A 20429-nucleotide genomic window follows, 5' to 3' on the forward strand; every position below is an offset into this window, starting at 1 on the left:
GTTAACATGCCTGCCTGTCACGCAGGAGATCGCCGGTTCGACCCCGGTCGGGACCGCCATTTTATATAAAGAAAAGAACGAAACAAGTTGTTTCGTATTTTTTTATTTGTTTTAACAAAAAACTAATAAAGACAGTCAAACTATCCTTAGGAAAACTCCTAAGGACTTTTTTATATATTTAAAACCTGTATAATAAAGAGCAGAGAACATTGTGAGTAAAGTAGGTGAAGTCTGTGAGTAAATATGAAATAACAACAAAATCTTCCGAAGAAACCCAGCGATTATCAGAAAAATTAGGGAGACTTGTAAAAGAAAAAGATGTAATTATTTTAGAAGGTGATCTTGGAGCTGGCAAAACGACTTTTACGAAAGGACTAGCAAAAGGTCTTGGAGTGAAAAGAGTCGTAAATAGTCCTACCTTCAATATTATTAAAGAATATAAAGGAAGATTACCGCTATATCATATGGATGTGTATCGTTTAGCGGAAAGTGAAGAAGATTTAGGATTTGATGAGTATTTCTATGGTGAAGGGATCACAGTAGTAGAATGGGCTCATTTAATAGAAGCATATTTACCGAATGAGAAGTTGCAAATTAGTTTATTCCATGCTGGAGATGATACAAGAAAAATTGTACTCGAGCCAATTGGAGATCGCTATATTAGATTATGTGAGGAGCTATTACAAGATGAAAGTACTAGCAATTGATACTTCAAATTACGTAATGGGTGTATCCCTTATTGAGGAAGGGAACGTGATTGGGGAAATCATTACAAATTTAACAAAAAACCATTCTGTACGTCTTATGCCAGCTGTAGAGAAACTGTTAAAAGAATGCGGTGTAAAACCGAAAGAATTGACTAAAATTGTTGTAGCAGCTGGACCGGGATCATATACAGGTGTTCGTATAGGTGTGACAGCGGCAAAAACATTAGCTTGGTCACTTCAAATACCAATTGTAGGTGTATCAAGTTTGGAAGTGGTGGCTGCAAATGGTACTAATTTTAATGGACTAATTTGTCCTTTATTTGATGGCCGACGTGGTCAAATTTACACGGGGTTATATACATATGAAGGAGAGCGTATAACTTCAATAGAAGAAGACCGAATTATTCTTATTGTTGACTGGTTGCAAATGTTAAAAGATAAAGAACAGCCTGTTTTATTTATTGGTAACGATGTTAAATTGCATAAAGAAACAATTGTAGAATATTTAGGTGATCAAGCTGTATTTGCTCCGTTCACTAAGAATAACCCGAGACCAAGTGAATTAGCATGTTTAGGATTACAAAAAGAAGAACAAGACGTGCATACGTTTGTTCCTAGCTATCTTCGTTTAGCTGAAGCTGAAACAAAATGGTTAGAAAGTCAAAAACAATAGGGGCCTACAGAAGATGGATATGATATTTAGAAAGATGGCACTCGATGATATTGCTCAAATTGTAGCTATTGAAGAAGCATCTTTTTCAACCCCTTGGACTGCGGATGCCTTTCACCGTGAATTAGAGGTGAATGAACATGCACATTATGTCGTGTTAGAAAAAGATGGTCTCGTAATTGGATATTGTGGATTGTGGATAATTATTGATGAATCACATGTAACAAATATAGCTATCCTGCCGGAATACAGAGGTCAAAAGCTAGGGGATGCCTTATTGAAAGAAGTCATTTCCGAAGCGAAAGGTTTAGGAGTAAAAACAATGACACTTGAAGTACGCATGTCAAATGAAGTAGCAAAGCAGTTATACAGAAAATACGGATTTCAAAATGGTGGGATTCGTAAACGATACTATGCAGACAATCAGGAAGATGGTCTTGTAATGTGGGTGAATATATAATGGAAAAAAATACGATTATACTTGGTATTGAAACAAGCTGTGATGAAACAGCTGTAGCAGTTGTTAAAAATGGAACGGAAATCATTGCGAATGTCGTTGCATCGCAAATTGAAAGTCATAAGCGTTTTGGCGGAGTAGTACCAGAGATTGCATCCCGTCATCATGTAGAAGAAATCACAGTTGTGTTAGAAGAAGCTTTAAAAGAAGCGAATATCACTTTTGAGGATATTGATGCAATTGCTGTAACAGAAGGCCCAGGTTTAGTCGGAGCACTTTTAATAGGTGTAAATGCAGCGAAAGCTGTGGCTTTTGCTCATGATATCCCTCTAGTTGGTGTTCATCATATTGCTGGTCATATTTATGCGAATCGTTTAGTAAAAGAAGTACAATTCCCGTTACTATCGCTTGTTGTATCCGGTGGACATACGGAGCTTGTTTATATGAAAGAACATGGTTCATTTGAAGTGATTGGTGAAACGCGAGATGATGCGGCAGGAGAAGCTTACGATAAAGTAGCTCGTACATTATCAATGCCTTATCCAGGTGGTCCTCATATTGATCGCCTTGCACATGAAGGAAAACCAACAATTGATTTGCCTCGTGCGTGGCTAGAACCTGATTCGTATGATTTCAGCTTTAGTGGATTGAAATCAGCAGTTATCAACACTGTGCATAACGCAAAACAGCGCGGTATAGAAATTGCACCAGAAGATTTAGCAGCAAGTTTCCAAGAAAGTGTAATAGATGTACTTGTAACGAAAGCGTCTCGTGCAGCAGATGCTTACAATGTAAAACAAGTGCTTCTTGCTGGTGGAGTAGCTGCTAATAAAGGGCTTCGTGCACTTTTAGCAGCAGAATTTGCACAAAAAGAAAATATAGAGCTAATTATTCCTCCTCTATCTTTATGCACAGATAATGCAGCGATGATTGCGGCTGCAGGTACAATTGCATACGAACAAGGAAAACGCGCTACATTAGCTTTAAATGCAAATCCAGGATTAGATATTGAAGCATAGTTATACACAAAATTAACCACAGCTTGTGGATAAAACCCGAATTATCTGTTGATAATTTGGGTTTTTTTGTGTACATAAAATGTGTATAACTTTTTATGTAGTTGTGGATAATGTGGAAAAGTTATTTGAAAGTTTATATTATAAAGGTGGATATGTGTATAACCTTGTGGATAACATGGAGGAAGTCTGACCTTTGAAGAAATTCTTTTTTGGGAAATAAAAAACAAAGAGATGTCCAAAAAACATTTTGAAACATCCTCCTCTTATTATATAAGGTGCTACTATTGTCAATCCTTGTCGAATCGGTTATATAATTTTATTTACTATGGTATTGATTCCAAAAAAGAAAATAAAAAGGAGGTCATCTCGTCAAAAAGCCCGACTTATGAGACATCCTCCTCTTTTAAATTCTCTTATATATGCAGTTCTTCCCATTCTGCCATACAAGCTTCAAGCTGTTCTTGCAGTGTTTGCTTTTTAGTTGTAATTTCACTAGCCTTTTCATAATCTGCATATATTTCTGGTAAGCAAAGCTGATCTTCTAACGTAGCAATTTCTTCTTCTAAGCCTACGATATTTTGTTCCAGTTCTTCAATCTTTCGAGTACGTTGACGCTCTAGCTGTTTACGTTCTTTTTCTTCGAGATAATTTAATTTTTCTTGTGCCACCACTTTTTGAACAGGTACTTCATCTTCTTGCTCTAGTTCCGCACGTTCAATCATTTCATTTTTCTTTTCAACGTAATAATCGTAATCACCTAAATATTCTTGTGCACCTTCTGTTGATAACTCAACAACGGTTGTCGTTACGCGATTAATAAAATAGCGGTCATGAGAGACGAATAGAAGAGTACCTGGGTAATCAATTAAAGCATTCTCCAAAATCTCTTTACTATTTAAATCAAGATGGTTTGTTGGCTCATCGAGAATTAATAAATTGGATTTTTGCATCATAAGTTTTGCAAGAGCTAGTCGAGCCTTTTGTCCACCACTAAGAGAAGATACTGGTTTGAGTACATCATCCCCTGTGAATAAAAAGTTGCCTAGTATAGTGCGAATTTCTTTTTCAGGCTGCAGGGGATATTCATCCCATAATTCATTTAAAACTCGCTTCGAAGATGTTAAGTTGGCTTGTTCTTGATCATAATAACCAACAGATACACTTGAGCCGAAAGCAACGTTTCCATGTAATAGCTGTAACTTATTCACAATGGATTTTAATAATGTAGATTTTCCAATTCCGTTTGGCCCAACTAAGGCAACACTGTCACCGCGAGTTAAGCGCATATTTACATGTTCAATAATCGGTTCCTGATAATAGCCAATAGTTGCATCTTTCACTTGTAAAACATCATTTCCACTTTGTTTTTCAATATCGAAGTGGAAGGAAGCTGATTTAGAATCGCCTAATGGTCTAGTTAATACTTCCATTCTGTCTAATTGTTTACGGCGACTTTGAGCGCGTTTTGTCGTAGATGCACGAGCTATATTTTTTTGTACAAAGTCTTCCAGTTTAGAAATTTCATCTTGTTGTTTTTCATAACGCTTCATTTCTTGCTCGTATAGAGCTGATTTTGAGTCTAAATATTTACTGTAGTTACCAACAAATCGTCGGCTTTCCTTATTAGAAATTTCGTATACTTGTGTAACAAGTTTATCTAAGAAATAACGGTCATGGGAAACGATTAAAATCGCGCCAGGATAGCCTTGTAAATATTGTTCAAGCCATGTTAGTGTCTCAATATCCAAATGGTTTGTAGGTTCGTCTAAAATAAGTAAGTCTGGTCTAGTTAATAATAATTTCCCGAGAGCTAATCGAGTCTTTTGTCCACCACTTAATGTGGAAATTTTCGTCTGATGCGTTTCAACTAGGAAGCCAAGACCGCTTAAAATTGAGCGTATATCCGCTTCGTACTGATAGCCGCCTTGATCTTTATAATCTAATTGTAATTGGTCATAATCAGCTAATAATTTCTCATATATAGCCGCATTTGAAAAGTTTTCTTCTTTTCCCATCTCTTGCTCTAGCCTTCGAAGTTTTGTCTCCATCTGCTGCAAGTGTGTAAAGACGGTTAACATTTCATCCCAAATTGTTAAAGACGTTTCTAATCCGGTATTTTGAGCTAAATACCCCATTGAGACATCTTTCGGTTTTATAATTTCACCACCATCATGAGATAACTCGCCAGCTATTATTTTTAATAATGTAGATTTTCCAGCTCCATTTCGTCCGACTAATGCGATACGATCTTTTGTTTGTACTTCCAATTTTATGTTTGCAAGAATCGTTTCTGCACCGTATAATTTCGAAAGCCCATTCACTTGTAATAATATCAATGTTTTCACCTCAAATAATTTCTTAACTTTGCCATGTTTATATTTCTCAATCATACTAAAAATAGTGTATAGTTTAAAATAAAGAGAGAATACTTCTTCTCTTTATTATACAAGGAAATTCATGAGTACTAAACTTCTGTATTTGATTCAAGTATAAGAATAAAGATAGGAAGAGAGGAGAGGTTATATGGATCAGCAAAAAATTCCACAGGCCACTGCCAAACGATTGCCTCTATACTATCGATTTATCCAAAACTTATCTCTTTCTGGTAAGCAACGTGTTTCATCAGCCGAATTGAGTGAAGCGGTAAAGGTTGATTCCGCAACTATTCGAAGAGATTTTTCATATTTTGGAGCGTTAGGGAAAAAAGGATATGGATATAACGTAAATTATTTATTATCATTTTTCCGTGAAACACTCGACCAAGATGATATAACACGCGTGGCACTTATTGGAGTAGGTAATTTAGGGACCGCTTTCTTACATTATAATTTCACGAAAAACAATAATACAAAAATTGAAATGGCGTTTGATGTTAGTGAAGAGAAAGTTGGGACAGAAATCGGAGGCATTCCTGTATATCATTTGGATGAACTAGAAGAACGTTTATCAACTGATATACAAGTGGCAATATTAACGGTACCCGCTACAGTAGCGCAATCTGTGGCAGATAGATTGGCAGAAACGAACGTGCATGGTATTTTAAATTTCACACCAGCACGCTTAAATGTGTCAGAGAATATAAGGATTCATCACATTGATTTAGCTGTAGAGTTACAAACTCTTGTTTACTTTTTGAAGAATTATCCACAATAAAACGCAGAGGAGATGACCTCTGCGTTTTATTATTGTTTTTTCTTTGTGAATTTAACTAAGATAAGGCGAAGTGCCAAATTAAAATCAATTGTTGCCATAACTGCAAATAGTATTGTCCACATATTCCAGATTGTATCTGTTACGTTCGTAATGGCGAAGCGTGTAAAGATACATCCAAGAAGAAAGTACAATGCAGCCATGAACAATGGTGAGTTTCTCATACTAAAAATCCTCCGATAAAGCCTTGCATTTTTTCAGCTTCTTTAATCATTTCTTGAATTTGCTCATTGCTCATAAAAATTTGTCCAATAGCGACTAATGTATTCATTGCCACATGGGCTGCTATAGGAACGATAATGCGTTTCGTTTGTACATATAAAAAGGCGAATACGAGCCCCATAGAAGTGTATACCAATAAGTGAGTAAAATCAAAATGAATCGCCGCGAATACAAGTGAACTAATGATAGCAGCAACAAAGAAATTAAATCTCTTATAAAGTGTGCCAAATAAAATTTTTCTAAATACGATTTCCTCTAAGATAGGTCCGATTATAGATACAACAATGAGGAACCAAGGTGTCGTTCTTGCAATTTCCATCAGCTTCATTGTATTTTCCGAACCTTGTTTAATTCCTAGTAGACGCATTTCGATCATACCGGCAATTATTTGGGAAGAGAAAGCTAAGAGAATACCGATTATAATCCAACCAACTGTAGCTGGGATCGTAACACGCATTTTATCTAAATGCCTGTCACGAATATCTATTCTAAGTAACCAAAGCACGATACATAATGCAACAAAGAAGCTAATGATTGCCCAATGTCCCGTTATGATTTGACCTTTTTCCTCCATGGTAAATCCTCTATTATCATAGAGCCCTGTTTTTAGGAGTAGTGGTAAGCCAACAATTCCAGATAACTGCATTAAAATGTATGTAACGATAATCCACCAATATTGTTTCTTCAAATGGTTTAACCATCCTTTCTAACTCTAGTGTATGAGATAAGGTAGGATAACATGTAAATATGCTACCTACGATATAAACTTTCATTTGAATTATATTTTTTTTGTAAATAAGTATTTGAAAATAAAATAGGAGACAGGAAAAAGTTGTACGTTTAGCGAAAACAACTTAGGGTGTCTTTCATATTGTAACATACAAGAAGTGGGAACAACGATTCATATAGTAAAGGCAGTAGAAGAAGTAATGATATATAGGAAAGTGCATAAAGTAATTTGCGAAAAAATTATGATTTTTTTACTTGCAAAAGAAATTGAGATTATTTATTATTAGAAGTGTGTTAGCACTCGTGTGACTTGAGTGCTAATAAATAAAATTTACATAACAAAATGAGGAGGTTATTGTTCATGCTAAAGCCATTAGGTGATCGCGTTGTAATTGAACTTGTTCAAGCAGAAGAAAAAACAGCAAGTGGTATTGTATTACCAGAAACTGCAAAAGAAAAACCACAAGAGGGTAAAGTTATTGCAGTAGGTACAGGCCGAGTGCTTGAAAATGGTGAGCGTGTTGCTTTAGAGGTAGCAGCAGGTGATCTTATCATCTTCTCAAAATATGCAGGTACTGAAGTGAAATACGAAGGTACAGACTACTTGATTTTACGTGAAAGTGACATTTTAGCAATTATCGGTTAATTATATACATTTTAAAAATCCAAGGGGGTCAATTATTATGGCAAAAGATATTAAATTTAGTGAAGAAGCACGTCGTTCGATGCTTCGCGGTGTCGACACTCTTGCAAACGCAGTAAAAGTAACGCTTGGACCAAAAGGTCGTAACGTTGTACTTGAGAAAAAATTCGGTTCACCACTTATTACAAATGACGGTGTAACAATCGCAAAAGAAATCGAATTAGAAGATGCATTCGAAAACATGGGTGCGAAATTAGTAGCAGAAGTTGCTAGCAAAACAAACGATGTAGCTGGTGACGGAACGACAACTGCAACTGTATTAGCGCAAGCTATGATTCGTGAAGGTCTTAAAAACGTAACAGCTGGTGCAAACCCAATGGGTCTTCGTAAAGGTATCGAAAAAGCTGTTACTGCTGCAATTGAAGAATTAAAAGCGATTTCTAAACCAATCGAAGGTAAATCTTCTATCGCACAAGTAGCTGCTATTTCTTCGGCTGACGAAGAAGTAGGTCAATTAATCGCTGAAGCAATGGAGCGCGTTGGTAACGACGGCGTTATTACTTTAGAAGAATCTAAAGGATTCACAACAGAATTAGACGTAGTAGAAGGTATGCAATTTGATCGTGGATATGCATCTCCTTACATGATTACTGATTCTGACAAAATGGAAGCAGTTCTTGATAACCCATACATTTTAATTACTGACAAAAAGATTTCTAACATCCAAGAAATCTTACCAGTATTAGAGCAAGTGGTACAACAAGGTAAACCACTTCTTATCATTGCTGAAGATGTAGAAGGCGAAGCGTTAGCTACATTAGTAGTGAACAAACTTCGTGGTACATTCAATGTAGTTGCTGTTAAAGCTCCTGGATTTGGTGACCGTCGTAAAGCAATGCTAGAAGATATCGCAATCTTAACTGGTGGCGAAGTAATCACTGAAGAATTAGGACGTGACTTAAAATCTGCTACAGTTGAATCTTTAGGACGTGCTGGTAAAATTGTTGTAACGAAAGAAAACACAACTGTAGTTGAAGGTATTGGAAATTCACAACAAATCGAAGCTCGCATCGGTCAAATCCGCGCGCAATTAGAAGAAACTACTTCTGAATTCGATCGTGAAAAATTACAAGAGCGTCTTGCTAAACTTGCGGGCGGTGTAGCAGTAATTAAAGTAGGTGCAGCAACTGAAACTGAGTTAAAAGAGCGCAAACTTCGCATTGAAGATGCACTTAACTCAACTCGTGCAGCAGTAGAAGAAGGTATCGTTGCAGGTGGTGGTACTTCACTTATGAACGTATACACAAAAGTAGCTTCTATCGTAGCTGAAGGCGACGAAGCAACAGGTATCAACATCGTACTTCGTGCACTAGAAGAGCCAGTTCGTCAAATCGCAATCAACGCTGGTCTAGAAGGATCTGTAGTTGTAGAGCGTCTAAAAGGCGAAAAAGTAGGCGTTGGTTTCAACGCAGCTACTGGCGAATGGGTTAACATGCTTGAGTCTGGTATCGTAGATCCAGCTAAAGTAACTCGTTCTGCACTTCAAAACGCAGCATCTGTTGCAGCTATGTTCTTAACAACTGAAGCTGTAGTTGCTGACAAGCCAGAACCAAATGCACCAGCAATGCCTGACATGGGCGGCATGGGCATGGGTGGTATGGGCGGAATGATGTAATTCCGTTCTCCCGAAAAACATCCACTTCTATATAGAAGTGGATGTTTTTTTATGTTTTTGAGCGCAGGAAAATAATTTCTGTAGAATTTTGTCGCTTTCTCTCTTGACCATATCGATACTTCATTGTTAGAATCTAGGAAGATAATATAAAACAATCCTTCATATATCCTCGATGATATGGTTTGAGAGTCTCTACCGGGTTACCGTAAACAACCTGACTATGAAGGCAGTGCGTCTTATATTTATAAAGAGCGGAAGACTATCTTTCTTTATAAAGCCAGACCCCTGCCTTTTCTTTGTCATGAGACTAGAGGCGGAGGACTGGCTTTTTTTATTATATTAGTAATGCTTTTCGCCAAATTGGTGAAAATATTTATATACGAGAACTAACGTTGGGGTGATTATTTTGAAGAAGCAGCATGATACAATTATCGTTTTAGATTTTGGGAGTCAGTACAATCAGTTAATAGCACGTCGAATTCGTGAGTTCGGTGTATACAGTGAACTTCATCCACATACAATTACTGCAGAAGAAATTAAAGCAATGAATCCAAAAGGGATTATCTTCTCTGGTGGACCAAATAGTGTATACGGTGAAGGCGCATTACATTGTGATGAAAAAATCTTTGAACTAGGATTACCGATCTTCGGTATTTGTTACGGTATGCAGCTTATGACACAACACTTCGGTGGTAAAGTAGAACGTGCAAACCACCGTGAGTATGGAAAAGCTGTTCTTAAAGTAGAGAACGAATCAAAATTATATGCGAACCTTCCAGAAGAGCAAGTTGTATGGATGAGCCATGGTGACTTAGTAACTGGTTTACCTGAAGGATTCGTAGTAGATGCAACAAGTGAGTCTTGTCCAATTGCTGGTATGAGCAATGAAGGGGAAAACTTATACGGTGTACAATTCCACCCAGAAGTACGTCACTCTGAGCACGGAAACGATTTAATTAAAAACTTCGTATTCGGCGTATGTGGTTGTTCTGAAGGATGGAACATGGAGAACTTTATCGAAGTAGAATTAGAGAAGATCCGTGAAACTGTTGGAGACAAAAAAGTATTATGCGCACTTAGTGGCGGTGTAGACTCTTCTGTTGTAGCAGTATTAATTCATAAAGCGATTGGTGACCAATTAACATGTATTTTCGTGGACCACGGTTTACTTCGTAAAGATGAAGCAGAAGGTGTTATGAAAACATTTAGCGAAGGCTTCCATATGAACGTTATTAAAGTGGATGCACAAGAGCGCTTCATGAACAAGTTAAAAGGTGTAGAAGATCCAGAGAAAAAACGTAAAATCATCGGTAATGAATTCATTTACGTATTTGATGATGAAGCTTCTAAATTACAAGGAATGGACTTCCTAGCGCAAGGTACACTTTACACGGACATCGTTGAAAGTGGTACAGCAACTGCACAAACAATTAAATCTCACCATAACGTTGGTGGACTTCCAGAAGACATGCAGTTCAAATTAATTGAGCCTTTAAATACTTTATTTAAAGACGAAGTACGTGTATTAGGATCAGAACTAGGAATTCCTGATGAAATCGTATGGCGTCAACCGTTCCCAGGTCCAGGACTTGGTATTCGTGTATTAGGTGAAATTACAGAAGAGAAATTAGAAATCGTTCGTGAATCTGATGCAATTTTACGTGAAGAAATTATAAAAGCAGGATTAGACCGCGAAGTTTGGCAATACTTCACTGCGCTTCCTGGTATGCGTAGCGTAGGTGTTATGGGTGACGAGCGTACTTACGATTACACAGTAGGTATCCGTGCAGTAACATCTATCGATGGTATGACAGCTGACTGGGCACGTATCCCTTGGGACGTATTAGAGAAAATCTCTGTACGTATCGTAAACGAAGTAAAACACGTTAACCGTATCGTGTATGATATAACGAGTAAGCCACCAGCAACTATTGAGTGGGAATAGTATTGTAATAAAAAAGATCCATCTATCGTTCATGTATAGATGGATCTTTTTGTTTTTACCCTTAATACGAACGAAAATATAAAAGTTTATAAAAATGTTCGTTTTTAAATTGACAAAACCACCTCCTCGAGTTAATATGAGTATGTAATTCAAACGAAAAGTGAATATTATGCCGTCGTATAATATCGGGGATATGGCCCGAAAGTTTCTACCTAGCTACCGTAAATGGCTTGACTACGAGGCGTTTTGATAAAGATGAGGGGAAACTTGTCTTTATTCATAGAACGCTTCCATGTATATGCAATGGAAGCCTTTTTTATTTTTATAGATAAAAGAGGGCTAGGGTGAAATACGGCGAGTAATCATATAACGGGGGAAACGTAAGATGAAACGCTATTTTCAGTTTGATGAACTCGGCACAAATTATAAAACAGAGTTCATAGCAGGTTTAACGACATTTCTATCTATGGCTTACGTACTATTTGTCAATCCTGCTACGCTGTCGCTTGGAAATGTTAAAGGATTACCGGCAGGTACAGGAATGGATCCAGGTGCAGTATTCGTTGCTACAGCATTAGCAGCGGCGATTGGTTCGTTAATTATGGGGATATTTGCGAAGTATCCGATTGCTTTAGCGCCAGGTATGGGAATAAACGCGTTCTTTGCTTATACAGCGGTGTTAACGATGGGAATTCCGTGGCAAACGGCGATTGCTGGAACATTAATGTCAGGTATTATCTTTATTATTCTTACTGCTTCAGGTATTCGTGAAAAAATTATTAATGCAATTCCAGTAGAGTTAAAGTTTGCAGTAGCGGCGGGTATCGGATTATTCATTGCCTTCCTTGGATTCCAAAATGCCGGAATTATCGTAAAGAATGATGCTGTCCTTGTTGGATTGGGGGATTTAACGAAGGGCACAACGTTATTAGCAATTTTCGGAGTTGTTATTACAATCATCTTCATGATTAAGAAAATAAATGGTGCTGTTTTCTACGGCATGATTCTTACGGCAATTTTAGGAGTAGCAACAGGATTAATTGATACTCCGAAAGCTGTGGTGGGAGCAATACCGAGTCTAGAACCGACGTTCGGTATGGCGTTAACTCACTTTGGAGACATTTTTACTGTTCAAATGGCGATTGTTATTATAACGTTCTTCTTTATCGATTTCTTTGATACAGCAGGTACGCTTGTAGCCGTTGCAAATCAAGCGGGATTAATGAAGAACAATAAATTACCACGTGCAGGAAAAGCATTATTTGCAGATGCGATTGCAACTGTAATTGGTGCAATTCTAGGTACATCAACAACAACGTCTTATATTGAATCTTCTGCAGGGGTAGCAGCGGGTGGACGTTCTGGATTTACAGCAGTTGTAACAGCAGGGTTCTTCTTGCTAGCGCTATTCTTCTCACCACTATTAAGTGTTGTGACACCAGCTGTAACAGCGCCAGCATTAATTATTGTAGGGATCTTGATGGTTTCATCTTTAGGCGAAATTGATTGGAAGAAATTCGAGATTGCAGTACCAGCATTCTTTACTATCATTTCAATGCCACTTACGTATAGTATCGCAACAGGAATTGCAATCGGGTTTATCTTCTATCCAATTACAATGGTTGTGAGTGGTCGTCGTAAAGAGATTCATCCAATTATGTATGTTATGGGAGTTTTATTCGTACTATATTTCATCTACGTTCGTAAATAAAAGGGGTTTTTTGAAAGGTCTAGACTTGAGGGGAGTCTAGACCTTTTTTGCGTCTTCAGAAAATCTTAAGGATTTCCGAGCGTTTTTCTTCAGAAGTTTTCTTATAATAGAAGTTAGGGATTAAAAAAGTGATGGGGGAGATAGTATGGCTGGGGAAACAATACTTGTCGTAGATGATGAAAAAGAAATTAGGAACCTTATTACAATTTATTTAAAGAACGAAGGATATAAAGTACTGCAAGCAGGGGACGGAGAAGAAGGGTTACGTATATTAGAAGAAAATGAAGTGCACTTAGTCGTATTAGATATTATGATGCCGAAAGTAGATGGTATTCATATGTGTATGAAAGTAAGGGAAGCGAAGGAAATGCCGATTATTATGCTTTCGGCAAAAACGCAAGATATGGATAAAATTTTAGGATTAACAACAGGTGCAGATGATTATGTAGCAAAACCGTTTAATCCGTTAGAGTTAATCGCAAGAATTAAATCGCAGCTACGTCGTTATATGAAAATGAATGGCTTTGCTATTCAAAATGAGGACGAGTTAGAAATTGGAGAGATGAAAATAAACATCTCCACTCATACAGTCATTGTGGATGGAGAAGAAGTGAAACTGACCCCGAGGGAATTTTCAATTTTAGAATTACTAGTCCGTAATCCGGGGATGGTCTTTAGTGCGGAACAAATTTATGAAAAGGTTTGGAACGAAAGATCTTTCCAGTCGGATAACACGGTAATGGTTCATATTCGGAAAGTGCGTGAAAAGATTGAGGAGAATCCAAGGAAGCCAATATATATAAAAACAGTATGGGGAGTGGGGTATAAGATTGAAAAAGATATTTAATCCATTTACTTATGTTAGGAAAATTCGAGAATTAATTGGAAAGATAGTGAAGAGTGTGAAACGGAGTATACGAATTCAACTTATTACTGCGTTTACTGCTTGTGCGTTGTTAGGGATTTTGTCAGCGAAGGCAGCAGCACCGTTTTTTGAGAATGCGAATCGAGAGGCGACGATCGATTATCGGGTTGGTATGGAACAAATTAATCAACAAGCTCAAAGTGTGGCAAATAGTTCAGTTCATGAAAATAAATTAGAAGCTATATCAACTATGATTGAAATAGAGAATCAAAATTTAGAACAAAACTCTAGAGCTTTAAAAGTGTTGGTCGCTGACGAGAGCGGTAAAGTTTTATATAAAACGAAGCAGGCGCAAGAAGAGCAAATTGATTTGCATAATACAATTCGTAATGCATCGTCGTTTGCGATTAATTATATGAATGGTAGAAAAGAATTTGAAAGTACGAGAAAAGAATTTATAGCTTTTGCACCTATTACAATAGAAGATAAGAATTTATACATGTTTGTTAGTGGGATTCCAGAAGGTGAAGTAATATATGATACGCAAGAAGGACCGTTTCCGTTTTTCATAGGTGTACTTGTATTTATTTTCTCTTTCTTCTATATAACAAAGAGAAAGATGAAGCAAATTGAAGCGATGGCACAAGGTGTAAAGGAAATAGAAAAAGGAAACTTAGCGTACCGTATTGAGAAAAAAGGTGAAGATGAGATTGCGTCTTTAACTGAGAATATTAATAATATGGCGGAAGAGCTTATGAATAATATAGAAAAGGAACGTAAATTAGAGAAGCAAAAGAATGAGCTTATTACGAATGTATCTCACGATTTACGTACACCACTGACTTCTATAATGGGTTACTTGCGATTACTTCGAGATTCTAAATATGAAAATAAAGAACAACATGATGAGTATACGAGAATTGCTTTTGCAAAGTCGGAGCAGTTAAAGAATTTAATAGAAGATTTATTTGAGTATACGAAGTTAACGAATGAACAAGTTGTATTAGAAAAACAGGAAGTGTGTGTAAATGAGTTACTTGATCAATTAATAGAAGAGTTAGTACCACAAGCGGAAGAGCATGGGCTTATGTTTGTTAAGAAGTTTCCTGAGGAACGTGCATATGCGATGATTGATTCGGAAAAGATGGTTCGTGTATTCGACAACTTACTAATGAATGCAATTAAGTATAGTAAAGATGACGGAGAGATAAAAGTTTCTCTTCAAAGGCAGCGCAGGAATATACAAATTGTTATTGCGAATCATAGTGAAGAGTTTACGAGAGAAGAGTTAGGGAACTTGTTTGAACGGTTTTATAAGAAAGATCAATCTAGAAGTAGAGTAACAGAAGGTTCGGGGCTCGGATTAGCTATTGCGAAAAGTATTGTTGAGTTGCAAGGTGGTAGTATTCGAGCTGAGTATGAGGACGGGATCGTTCAGTTCATCGTTTCATTACCAATTATAGAAAAATAATAAATGAATAGAATGTTATAGGATAAAAAGGCTTATTTTAAAAGGAATAAGCCTTTTTATATTTTTTTAGAAAAACATATTGACGATTAGAGTTTAGAGGTGTAATATAAAACAAGTCGCCAATAGCAACAACGCAGAAAGCGACAAAACAAAATGAAAAACTTAGTTGACATTGAAATATGAAAATGTTAACATAAGGGAGTCGCAAATGAGCGGCAAACAAGTTCTTTGAAAACTGAACGAAACAAACAACGTGAACGTCAATTTTTATTTTTAGATGCTAGACAAACTAACTTTATTGGAGAGTTTGATCCTGGCTCAGGATGAACGCTGGCGGCGTGCCTAATACATGCAAGTCGAGCGAATGGATTAAGAGCTTGCTCTTATGAAGTTAGCGGCGGACGGGTGAGTAACACGTGGGTAACCTACCCATAAGACTGGGATAACTCCGGGAAACCGGGGCTAATACCGGATAATATTTTGAACTGCATAGTTCGAAATTGAAAGGCGGCTTCGGCTGTCACTTATGGATGGACCCGCGTCGCATTAGCTAGTTGGTGAGGTAACGGCTCACCAAGGCGACGATGCGTAGCCGACCTGAGAGGGTGATCGGCCACACTGGGACTGAGACACGGCCCAGACTCCTACGGGAGGCAGCAGTAGGGAATCTTCCGCAATGGACGAAAGTCTGACGGAGCAACGCCGCGTGAGTGATGAAGGCTTTCGGGTCGTAAAACTCTGTTGTTAGGGAAGAACAAGTGCTAGTTGAATAAGCTGGCACCTTGACGGTACCTAACCAGAAAGCCACGGCTAACTACGTGCCAGCAGCCGCGGTAATACGTAGGTGGCAAGCGTTATCCGGAATTATTGGGCGTAAAGCGCGCGCAGGTGGTTTCTTAAGTCTGATGTGAAAGCCCACGGCTCAACCGTGGAGGGTCATTGGAAACTGGGAGACTTGAGTGCAGAAGAGGAAAGTGGAATTCCATGTGTAGCGGTGAAATGCGTAGAGATATGGAGGAACACCAGTGGCGAAGGCGACTTTCTGGTCTGTAACTGACACTGAGGCGCGAAAGCGTGGGGAGCAAACAGGATTAGATACCCTGGTAGTCCACGCCGTAAACGATGAGTGCTAAGTGTTAGAGGGTTTCCGCCCTTTAGTGCTGAAGTTAACGCATTAAGCACTCCGCCTGGGGAGTACGGCCGCAAGGCTGAAACTCAAAGGAATTGACGGGGGCCCGCACAAGCGGTGGAGCATGTGGTTTAATTCGAAGCAACGCGAAGAACCTTACCAGGTCTTGACATCCTCTGAAAACTCTAGAGATAGAGCTTCTCCTTCGGGAGCAGAGTGACAGGTGGTGCATGGTTGTCGTCAGCTCGTGTCGTGAGATGTTGGGTTAAGTCCCGCAACGAGCGCAACCCTTGATCTTAGTTGCCATCATTAAGTTGGGCACTCTAAGGTGACTGCCGGTGACAAACCGGAGGAAGGTGGGGATGACGTCAAATCATCATGCCCCTTATGACCTGGGCTACACACGTGCTACAATGGACGGTACAAAGAGCTGCAAGACCGCGAGGTGGAGCTAATCTCATAAAACCGTTCTCAGTTCGGATTGTAGGCTGCAACTCGCCTACATGAAGCTGGAATCGCTAGTAATCGCGGATCAGCATGCCGCGGTGAATACGTTCCCGGGCCTTGTACACACCGCCCGTCACACCACGAGAGTTTGTAACACCCGAAGTCGGTGGGGTAACCTTTATGGAGCCAGCCGCCTAAGGTGGGACAGATGATTGGGGTGAAGTCGTAACAAGGTAGCCGTATCGGAAGGTGCGGCTGGATCACCTCCTTTCTATGGAGAATTGATGAACGCAGTTCATCAATAAACGTTGACTTGTTTTGTTTCGTTCAGTTTTGAGAGAACTATCTCTCAAGTTTAAATGTATGTTCTTTGAAAACTAGATAACAGTGTAGCTCATATTTTTTTAATTTTAGTTTGGTTAAGTTAGAAAGGGCGCACGGTGGATGCCTTGACACTAGGAGTCGATGAAGGACGGGACTAACGCCGATATGCTTCGGGGAGCTGTAAGTAAGCTTTGATCCGAAGATTTCCGAATGGGGAAACCCACTATACGTAATGGTATGGTATCCTTACCTGAATACATAGGGTATGGAAGACAGACCCAGGGAACTGAAACATCTAAGTACCTGGAGGAAGAGAAAGCAAATGCGATTTCCTGAGTAGCGGCGAGCGAAACGGAATCTAGCCCAAACCAAGAGGCTTGCCTCTTGGGGTTGTAGGACATTCTATACGGAGTTACAAAGGAACGAGGTAGACGAAGCGACCTGGAAAGGTCCGTCACAGAGGGTAATAACCCCGTAGTCGAAACTTCGTTCTCTCTTGAATGTATCCTGAGTACGGCGGAACACGTGAAATTCCGTCGGAATCTGGGAGGACCATCTCCCAAGGCTAAATACTCCCTAGTGATCGATAGTGAACCAGTACCGTGAGGGAAAGGTGAAAAGCACCCCGGAAGGGGAGTGAAAGAGATCCTGAAACCGTGTGCCTACAAATAGTCAGAGCCCGTTAATGGGTGATGGCGTGCCTTTTGTAGAATGAACCGGCGAGTTACGATCCCGTGCGAGGTTAAGCTGAAGAGGCGGAGCCGCAGCGAAAGCGAGTCTGAATAGGGCGTTTAGTACGTGGTCGTAGACCCGAAACCAGGTGATCTACCCATGTCCAGGGTGAAGTTCAGGTAACACTGAATGGAGGCCCGAACCCACGCACGTTGAAAAGTGCGGGGATGAGGTGTGGGTAGCGGAGAAATTCCAATCGAACCTGGAGATAGCTGGTTCTCCCCGAAATAGCTTTAGGGCTAGCCTTAAGTGTAAGAGTCTTGGAGGTAGAGCACTGATTGAACTAGGGGTCCTCATCGGATTACCGAATTCAGTCAAACTCCGAATGCCAATGACTTATCCTTAGGAGTCAGACTGCGAGTGATAAGATCCGTAGTCAAGAGGGAAACAGCCCAGATCGCCAGCTAAGGTCCCAAAGTGTGTATTAAGTGGAAAAGGATGTGGAGTTGCTTAGACAACTAGGATGTTGGCTCAGAAGCAGCCACCATTTAAAGAGTGCGTAATAGCTCACTAGTCGAGTGACTCTGCGCCGAAAATGTACCGGGGCTAAATACACCACCGAAGCTGCGAATTGATACCAATGGTATCAGTGGTAGGGGAGCGTTCTAAGTGCAGTGAAGTCAGACCGGAAGGACTGGTGGAGCGCTTAGAAGTGAGAATGCCGGTATGAGTAGCGAAAGACGGGTGAGAATCCCGTCCACCGAATGCCTAAGGTTTCCTGAGGAAGGCTCGTCCGCTCAGGGTTAGTCAGGACCTAAGCCGAGGCCGACAGGCGTAGGCGATGGACAACAGGTTGATATTCCTGTACCACCTCTTTATCGTTTGAGCAATGGAGGGACGCAGAAGGATAGAAGAAGCGTGCGATTGGTTGTGCACGTCCAAGCAGTTAGGCTGATAAGTAGGCAAATCCGCTTATCGTGAAGGCTGAGCTGTGATGGGGAAGCTCCTTATGGAGCGAAGTCTTTGATTCCCCGCTGCCAAGAAAAGCTTCTAGCGAGATAAAAGGTGCCTGTACCGCAAACCGACACAGGTAGGCGAGGAGAGAATCCTAAGGTGTGCGAGAGAACTCTGGTTAAGGAACTCGGCAAAATGACCCCGTAACTTCGGGAGAAGGGGTGCTTTCTTAACGGAAAGCCGCAGTGAATAGGCCCAAGCGACTGTTTAGCAAAAACACAGGTCTCTGCGAAGCCGTAAGGCGAAGTATAGGGGCTGACACCTGCCCGGTGCTGGAAGGTTAAGGAGAGGGGTTAGCGTAAGCGAAGCTCTGAACTGAAGCCCCAGTAAACGGCGGCCGTAACTATAACGGTCCTAAGGTAGCGAAATTCCTTGTCGGGTAAGTTCCGACCCGCACGAAAGGTGTAACGATTTGGGCACTGTCTCAACCAGAGACTCGGTGAAATTATAGTACCTGTGAAGATGCAGGTTACCCGCGACAGGACGGAAAGACCCCGTGGAGCTTTACTGTAGCCTGATATTGAATTTTGGTACAGTTTGTACAGGATAGGCGGGAGCCATTGAAACCGGAGCGCTAGCTTCGGTGGAGGCGCTGGTGGGATACCGCCCTGACTGTATTGAAATTCTAACCTACGGGTCTCATCGACCCGGGAGACAGTGTCAGGTGGGCAGTTTGACTGGGGCGGTCGCCTCCTAAAGTGTAACGGAGGCGCCCAAAGGTTCCCTCAGAATGGTTGGAAATCATTCGTAGAGTGCAAAGGCATAAGGGAGCTTGACTGCGAGACCTACAAGTCGAGCAGGGACGAAAGTCGGGCTTAGTGATCCGGTGGTTCCGCATGGAAGGGCCATCGCTCAACGGATAAAAGCTACCCCGGGGATAACAGGCTTATCTCCCCCAAGAGTCCACATCGACGGGGAGGTTTGGCACCTCGATGTCGGCTCATCGCATCCTGGGGCTGTAGTCGGTCCCAAGGGTTGGGCTGTTCGCCCATTAAAGCGGTACGCGAGCTGGGTTCAGAACGTCGTGAGACAGTTCGGTCCCTATCCGTCGTGGGCGCAGGAAATTTGAGAGGAGCTGTCCTTAGTACGAGAGGACCGGGATGGACGCACCGCTGGTGTACCAGTTGTTCTGCCAAGGGCATAGCTGGGTAGCTATGTGCGGAAGGGATAAGTGCTGAAAGCATCTAAGCATGAAGCCCCCCTCAAGATGAGATTTCCCATAGCGTAAGCTAGTAAGATCCCTGAAAGATGATCAGGTTGATAGGTTCGAGGTGGAAGCATGGTGACATGTGGAGCTGACGAATACTAATAGATCGAGGACTTAACCATATAATATGAAGCAATGTTATCTAGTTTTGAAGGAATATACCTTCATCAGTTTGGTGATGATGGCAGAGAGGTCACACCCGTTCCCATACCGAACACGGAAGTTAAGCTCTCTAGCGCCGATGGTAGTTGGGACCTTGTCCCTGTGAGAGTAGGACGTCGCCAAGCAACTTTAAGACGAGTCAGAATGACT

At 40.3% G+C, this 20429-nt stretch carries 14 protein-coding genes, 3 rRNA genes and 2 riboswitches; of the genes, 14 read left to right on the forward strand and 3 right to left on the reverse strand.

Going from position 1 to position 20429, the window contains the following annotated elements:
- The first annotated feature begins 233 nt into the window (after positions 1-233).
- The 4 genes from tsaE to tsaD are packed head-to-tail and all read left to right on the forward strand — an operon-like array spanning position 234 to position 2853.
- Positions 234-707, forward strand: a complete 474-nt coding sequence (gene tsaE, locus NSQ08_RS00005; protein WP_002009995.1) for a tRNA (adenosine(37)-N6)-threonylcarbamoyltransferase complex ATPase subunit type 1 TsaE — start codon at positions 234-236, stop codon at positions 705-707.
- On the forward strand, positions 688-1380 hold the full coding sequence (tsaB, locus tag NSQ08_RS00010; RefSeq protein ID WP_002091610.1) for a tRNA (adenosine(37)-N6)-threonylcarbamoyltransferase complex dimerization subunit type 1 TsaB: 693 nt from the start codon (positions 688-690) through the stop codon (positions 1378-1380). Before tsaE ends, tsaB begins: the two co-directional genes overlap by 20 nt.
- A 13-nt stretch (positions 1381-1393) precedes the next feature.
- The gene (gene rimI, locus NSQ08_RS00015) at positions 1394-1837 is read left to right on the forward strand and encodes a ribosomal protein S18-alanine N-acetyltransferase (RefSeq protein ID WP_002063534.1); all 444 of its coding nucleotides are present in this window, start codon (positions 1394-1396) and stop codon (positions 1835-1837) included.
- On the forward strand, positions 1837-2853 hold the full coding sequence (gene tsaD, locus NSQ08_RS00020; protein WP_340770041.1) for a tRNA (adenosine(37)-N6)-threonylcarbamoyltransferase complex transferase subunit TsaD: 1017 nt from the start codon (positions 1837-1839) through the stop codon (positions 2851-2853). The genes rimI and tsaD overlap by 1 nt, the downstream gene beginning before the upstream one ends.
- A gap of 413 nt (positions 2854-3266) precedes the next feature.
- Here the strand turns inward: tsaD and NSQ08_RS00025 are convergent, their stop codons facing one another.
- Positions 3267-5189 (reverse strand): ABC-F family ATP-binding cassette domain-containing protein, encoded by a 1923-nt coding sequence (locus NSQ08_RS00025; protein ID WP_106389216.1) that lies wholly within the window; start codon positions 5187-5189, stop codon positions 3267-3269.
- A gap of 187 nt (positions 5190-5376) precedes the next feature.
- Here NSQ08_RS00025 and NSQ08_RS00030 point away from each other — a divergent pair, with 187 nt between their 5' ends.
- Positions 5377-6006, forward strand: a complete 630-nt coding sequence (locus NSQ08_RS00030) for a redox-sensing transcriptional repressor Rex (RefSeq protein WP_000372704.1) — start codon at positions 5377-5379, stop codon at positions 6004-6006.
- Positions 6007-6035: 29 nt separating this feature from the next.
- Here the strand turns inward: NSQ08_RS00030 and NSQ08_RS00035 are convergent, their stop codons facing one another.
- Both NSQ08_RS00035 and NSQ08_RS00040 read right to left on the reverse strand, forming a co-directional pair.
- Positions 6036-6227, reverse strand: a complete 192-nt coding sequence (locus NSQ08_RS00035; RefSeq protein WP_001246201.1) for a YdiK family protein — start codon at positions 6225-6227, stop codon at positions 6036-6038.
- Positions 6224-6973: a CPBP family intramembrane glutamic endopeptidase gene (locus NSQ08_RS00040; protein ID WP_002063533.1), complete on the reverse strand. Its 750-nt coding sequence runs from the start codon at positions 6971-6973 to the stop codon at positions 6224-6226. The genes NSQ08_RS00035 and NSQ08_RS00040 overlap by 4 nt, the downstream gene beginning before the upstream one ends.
- Before the next feature lie 402 nt (positions 6974-7375).
- On the opposite strand from NSQ08_RS00040, the gene groES reads away from it, so the two are divergent.
- From groES to rrf, 9 genes are all read left to right on the forward strand, one after another.
- Positions 7376-7660 carry a co-chaperone GroES gene (gene groES, locus NSQ08_RS00045; protein ID WP_002009985.1) on the forward strand — a complete coding sequence of 95 codons (285 nt, stop codon included), beginning with the start codon at positions 7376-7378 and terminating at the stop codon, positions 7658-7660.
- Positions 7661-7697: 37 nt separating this feature from the next.
- A complete protein-coding gene (groL, locus tag NSQ08_RS00050; RefSeq protein ID WP_002029451.1) occupies positions 7698-9332 on the forward strand; it encodes a chaperonin GroEL in 1635 nt (544 codons plus the stop codon).
- Positions 9333-9471: 139 nt separating this feature from the next.
- Positions 9472-9573: riboswitch (purine riboswitch) on the forward strand.
- A gap of 165 nt (positions 9574-9738) precedes the next feature.
- Entirely contained in the window at positions 9739-11277 is a 1539-nt protein-coding gene (guaA, locus tag NSQ08_RS00055) for a glutamine-hydrolyzing GMP synthase (protein ID WP_445685251.1), read from the forward strand.
- Positions 11278-11432: 155 nt separating this feature from the next.
- Positions 11433-11534: riboswitch (purine riboswitch) on the forward strand.
- Positions 11535-11662: 128 nt separating this feature from the next.
- A complete protein-coding gene (locus NSQ08_RS00060) occupies positions 11663-12988 on the forward strand; it encodes an NCS2 family permease (RefSeq protein WP_002029453.1) in 1326 nt (441 codons plus the stop codon).
- Between the two features lie 145 nt (positions 12989-13133).
- Positions 13134-13835: a response regulator transcription factor gene (locus NSQ08_RS00065; protein WP_002029454.1), complete on the forward strand. Its 702-nt coding sequence runs from the start codon at positions 13134-13136 to the stop codon at positions 13833-13835.
- Complete coding sequence (locus NSQ08_RS00070) at positions 13819-15324, forward strand: sensor histidine kinase (protein WP_002140173.1); 1506 nt, start codon at positions 13819-13821, stop codon at positions 15322-15324. Before NSQ08_RS00065 ends, NSQ08_RS00070 begins: the two co-directional genes overlap by 17 nt.
- 295 nt (positions 15325-15619) lie before the next feature.
- Positions 15620-17171 (forward strand): 16S ribosomal RNA (locus NSQ08_RS00075).
- A gap of 146 nt (positions 17172-17317) precedes the next feature.
- Positions 17318-20239: ribosomal RNA gene (locus tag NSQ08_RS00080) — 23S ribosomal RNA — on the forward strand.
- A 49-nt stretch (positions 20240-20288) separates the two neighbouring features.
- A 5S ribosomal RNA gene (gene rrf / locus NSQ08_RS00085) occupies positions 20289-20404 on the forward strand.
- Together the 16S, 23S and 5S rRNA genes form the textbook arrangement of a ribosomal RNA operon.
- Positions 20405-20429: the final 25 nt, after the last annotated feature.

Source organism: Bacillus sp. FSL E2-8887 (assembly GCF_038007205.1).
GTDB classification, from domain to species: domain Bacteria; phylum Bacillota; class Bacilli; order Bacillales; family Bacillaceae_G; genus Bacillus_A; species Bacillus_A mycoides.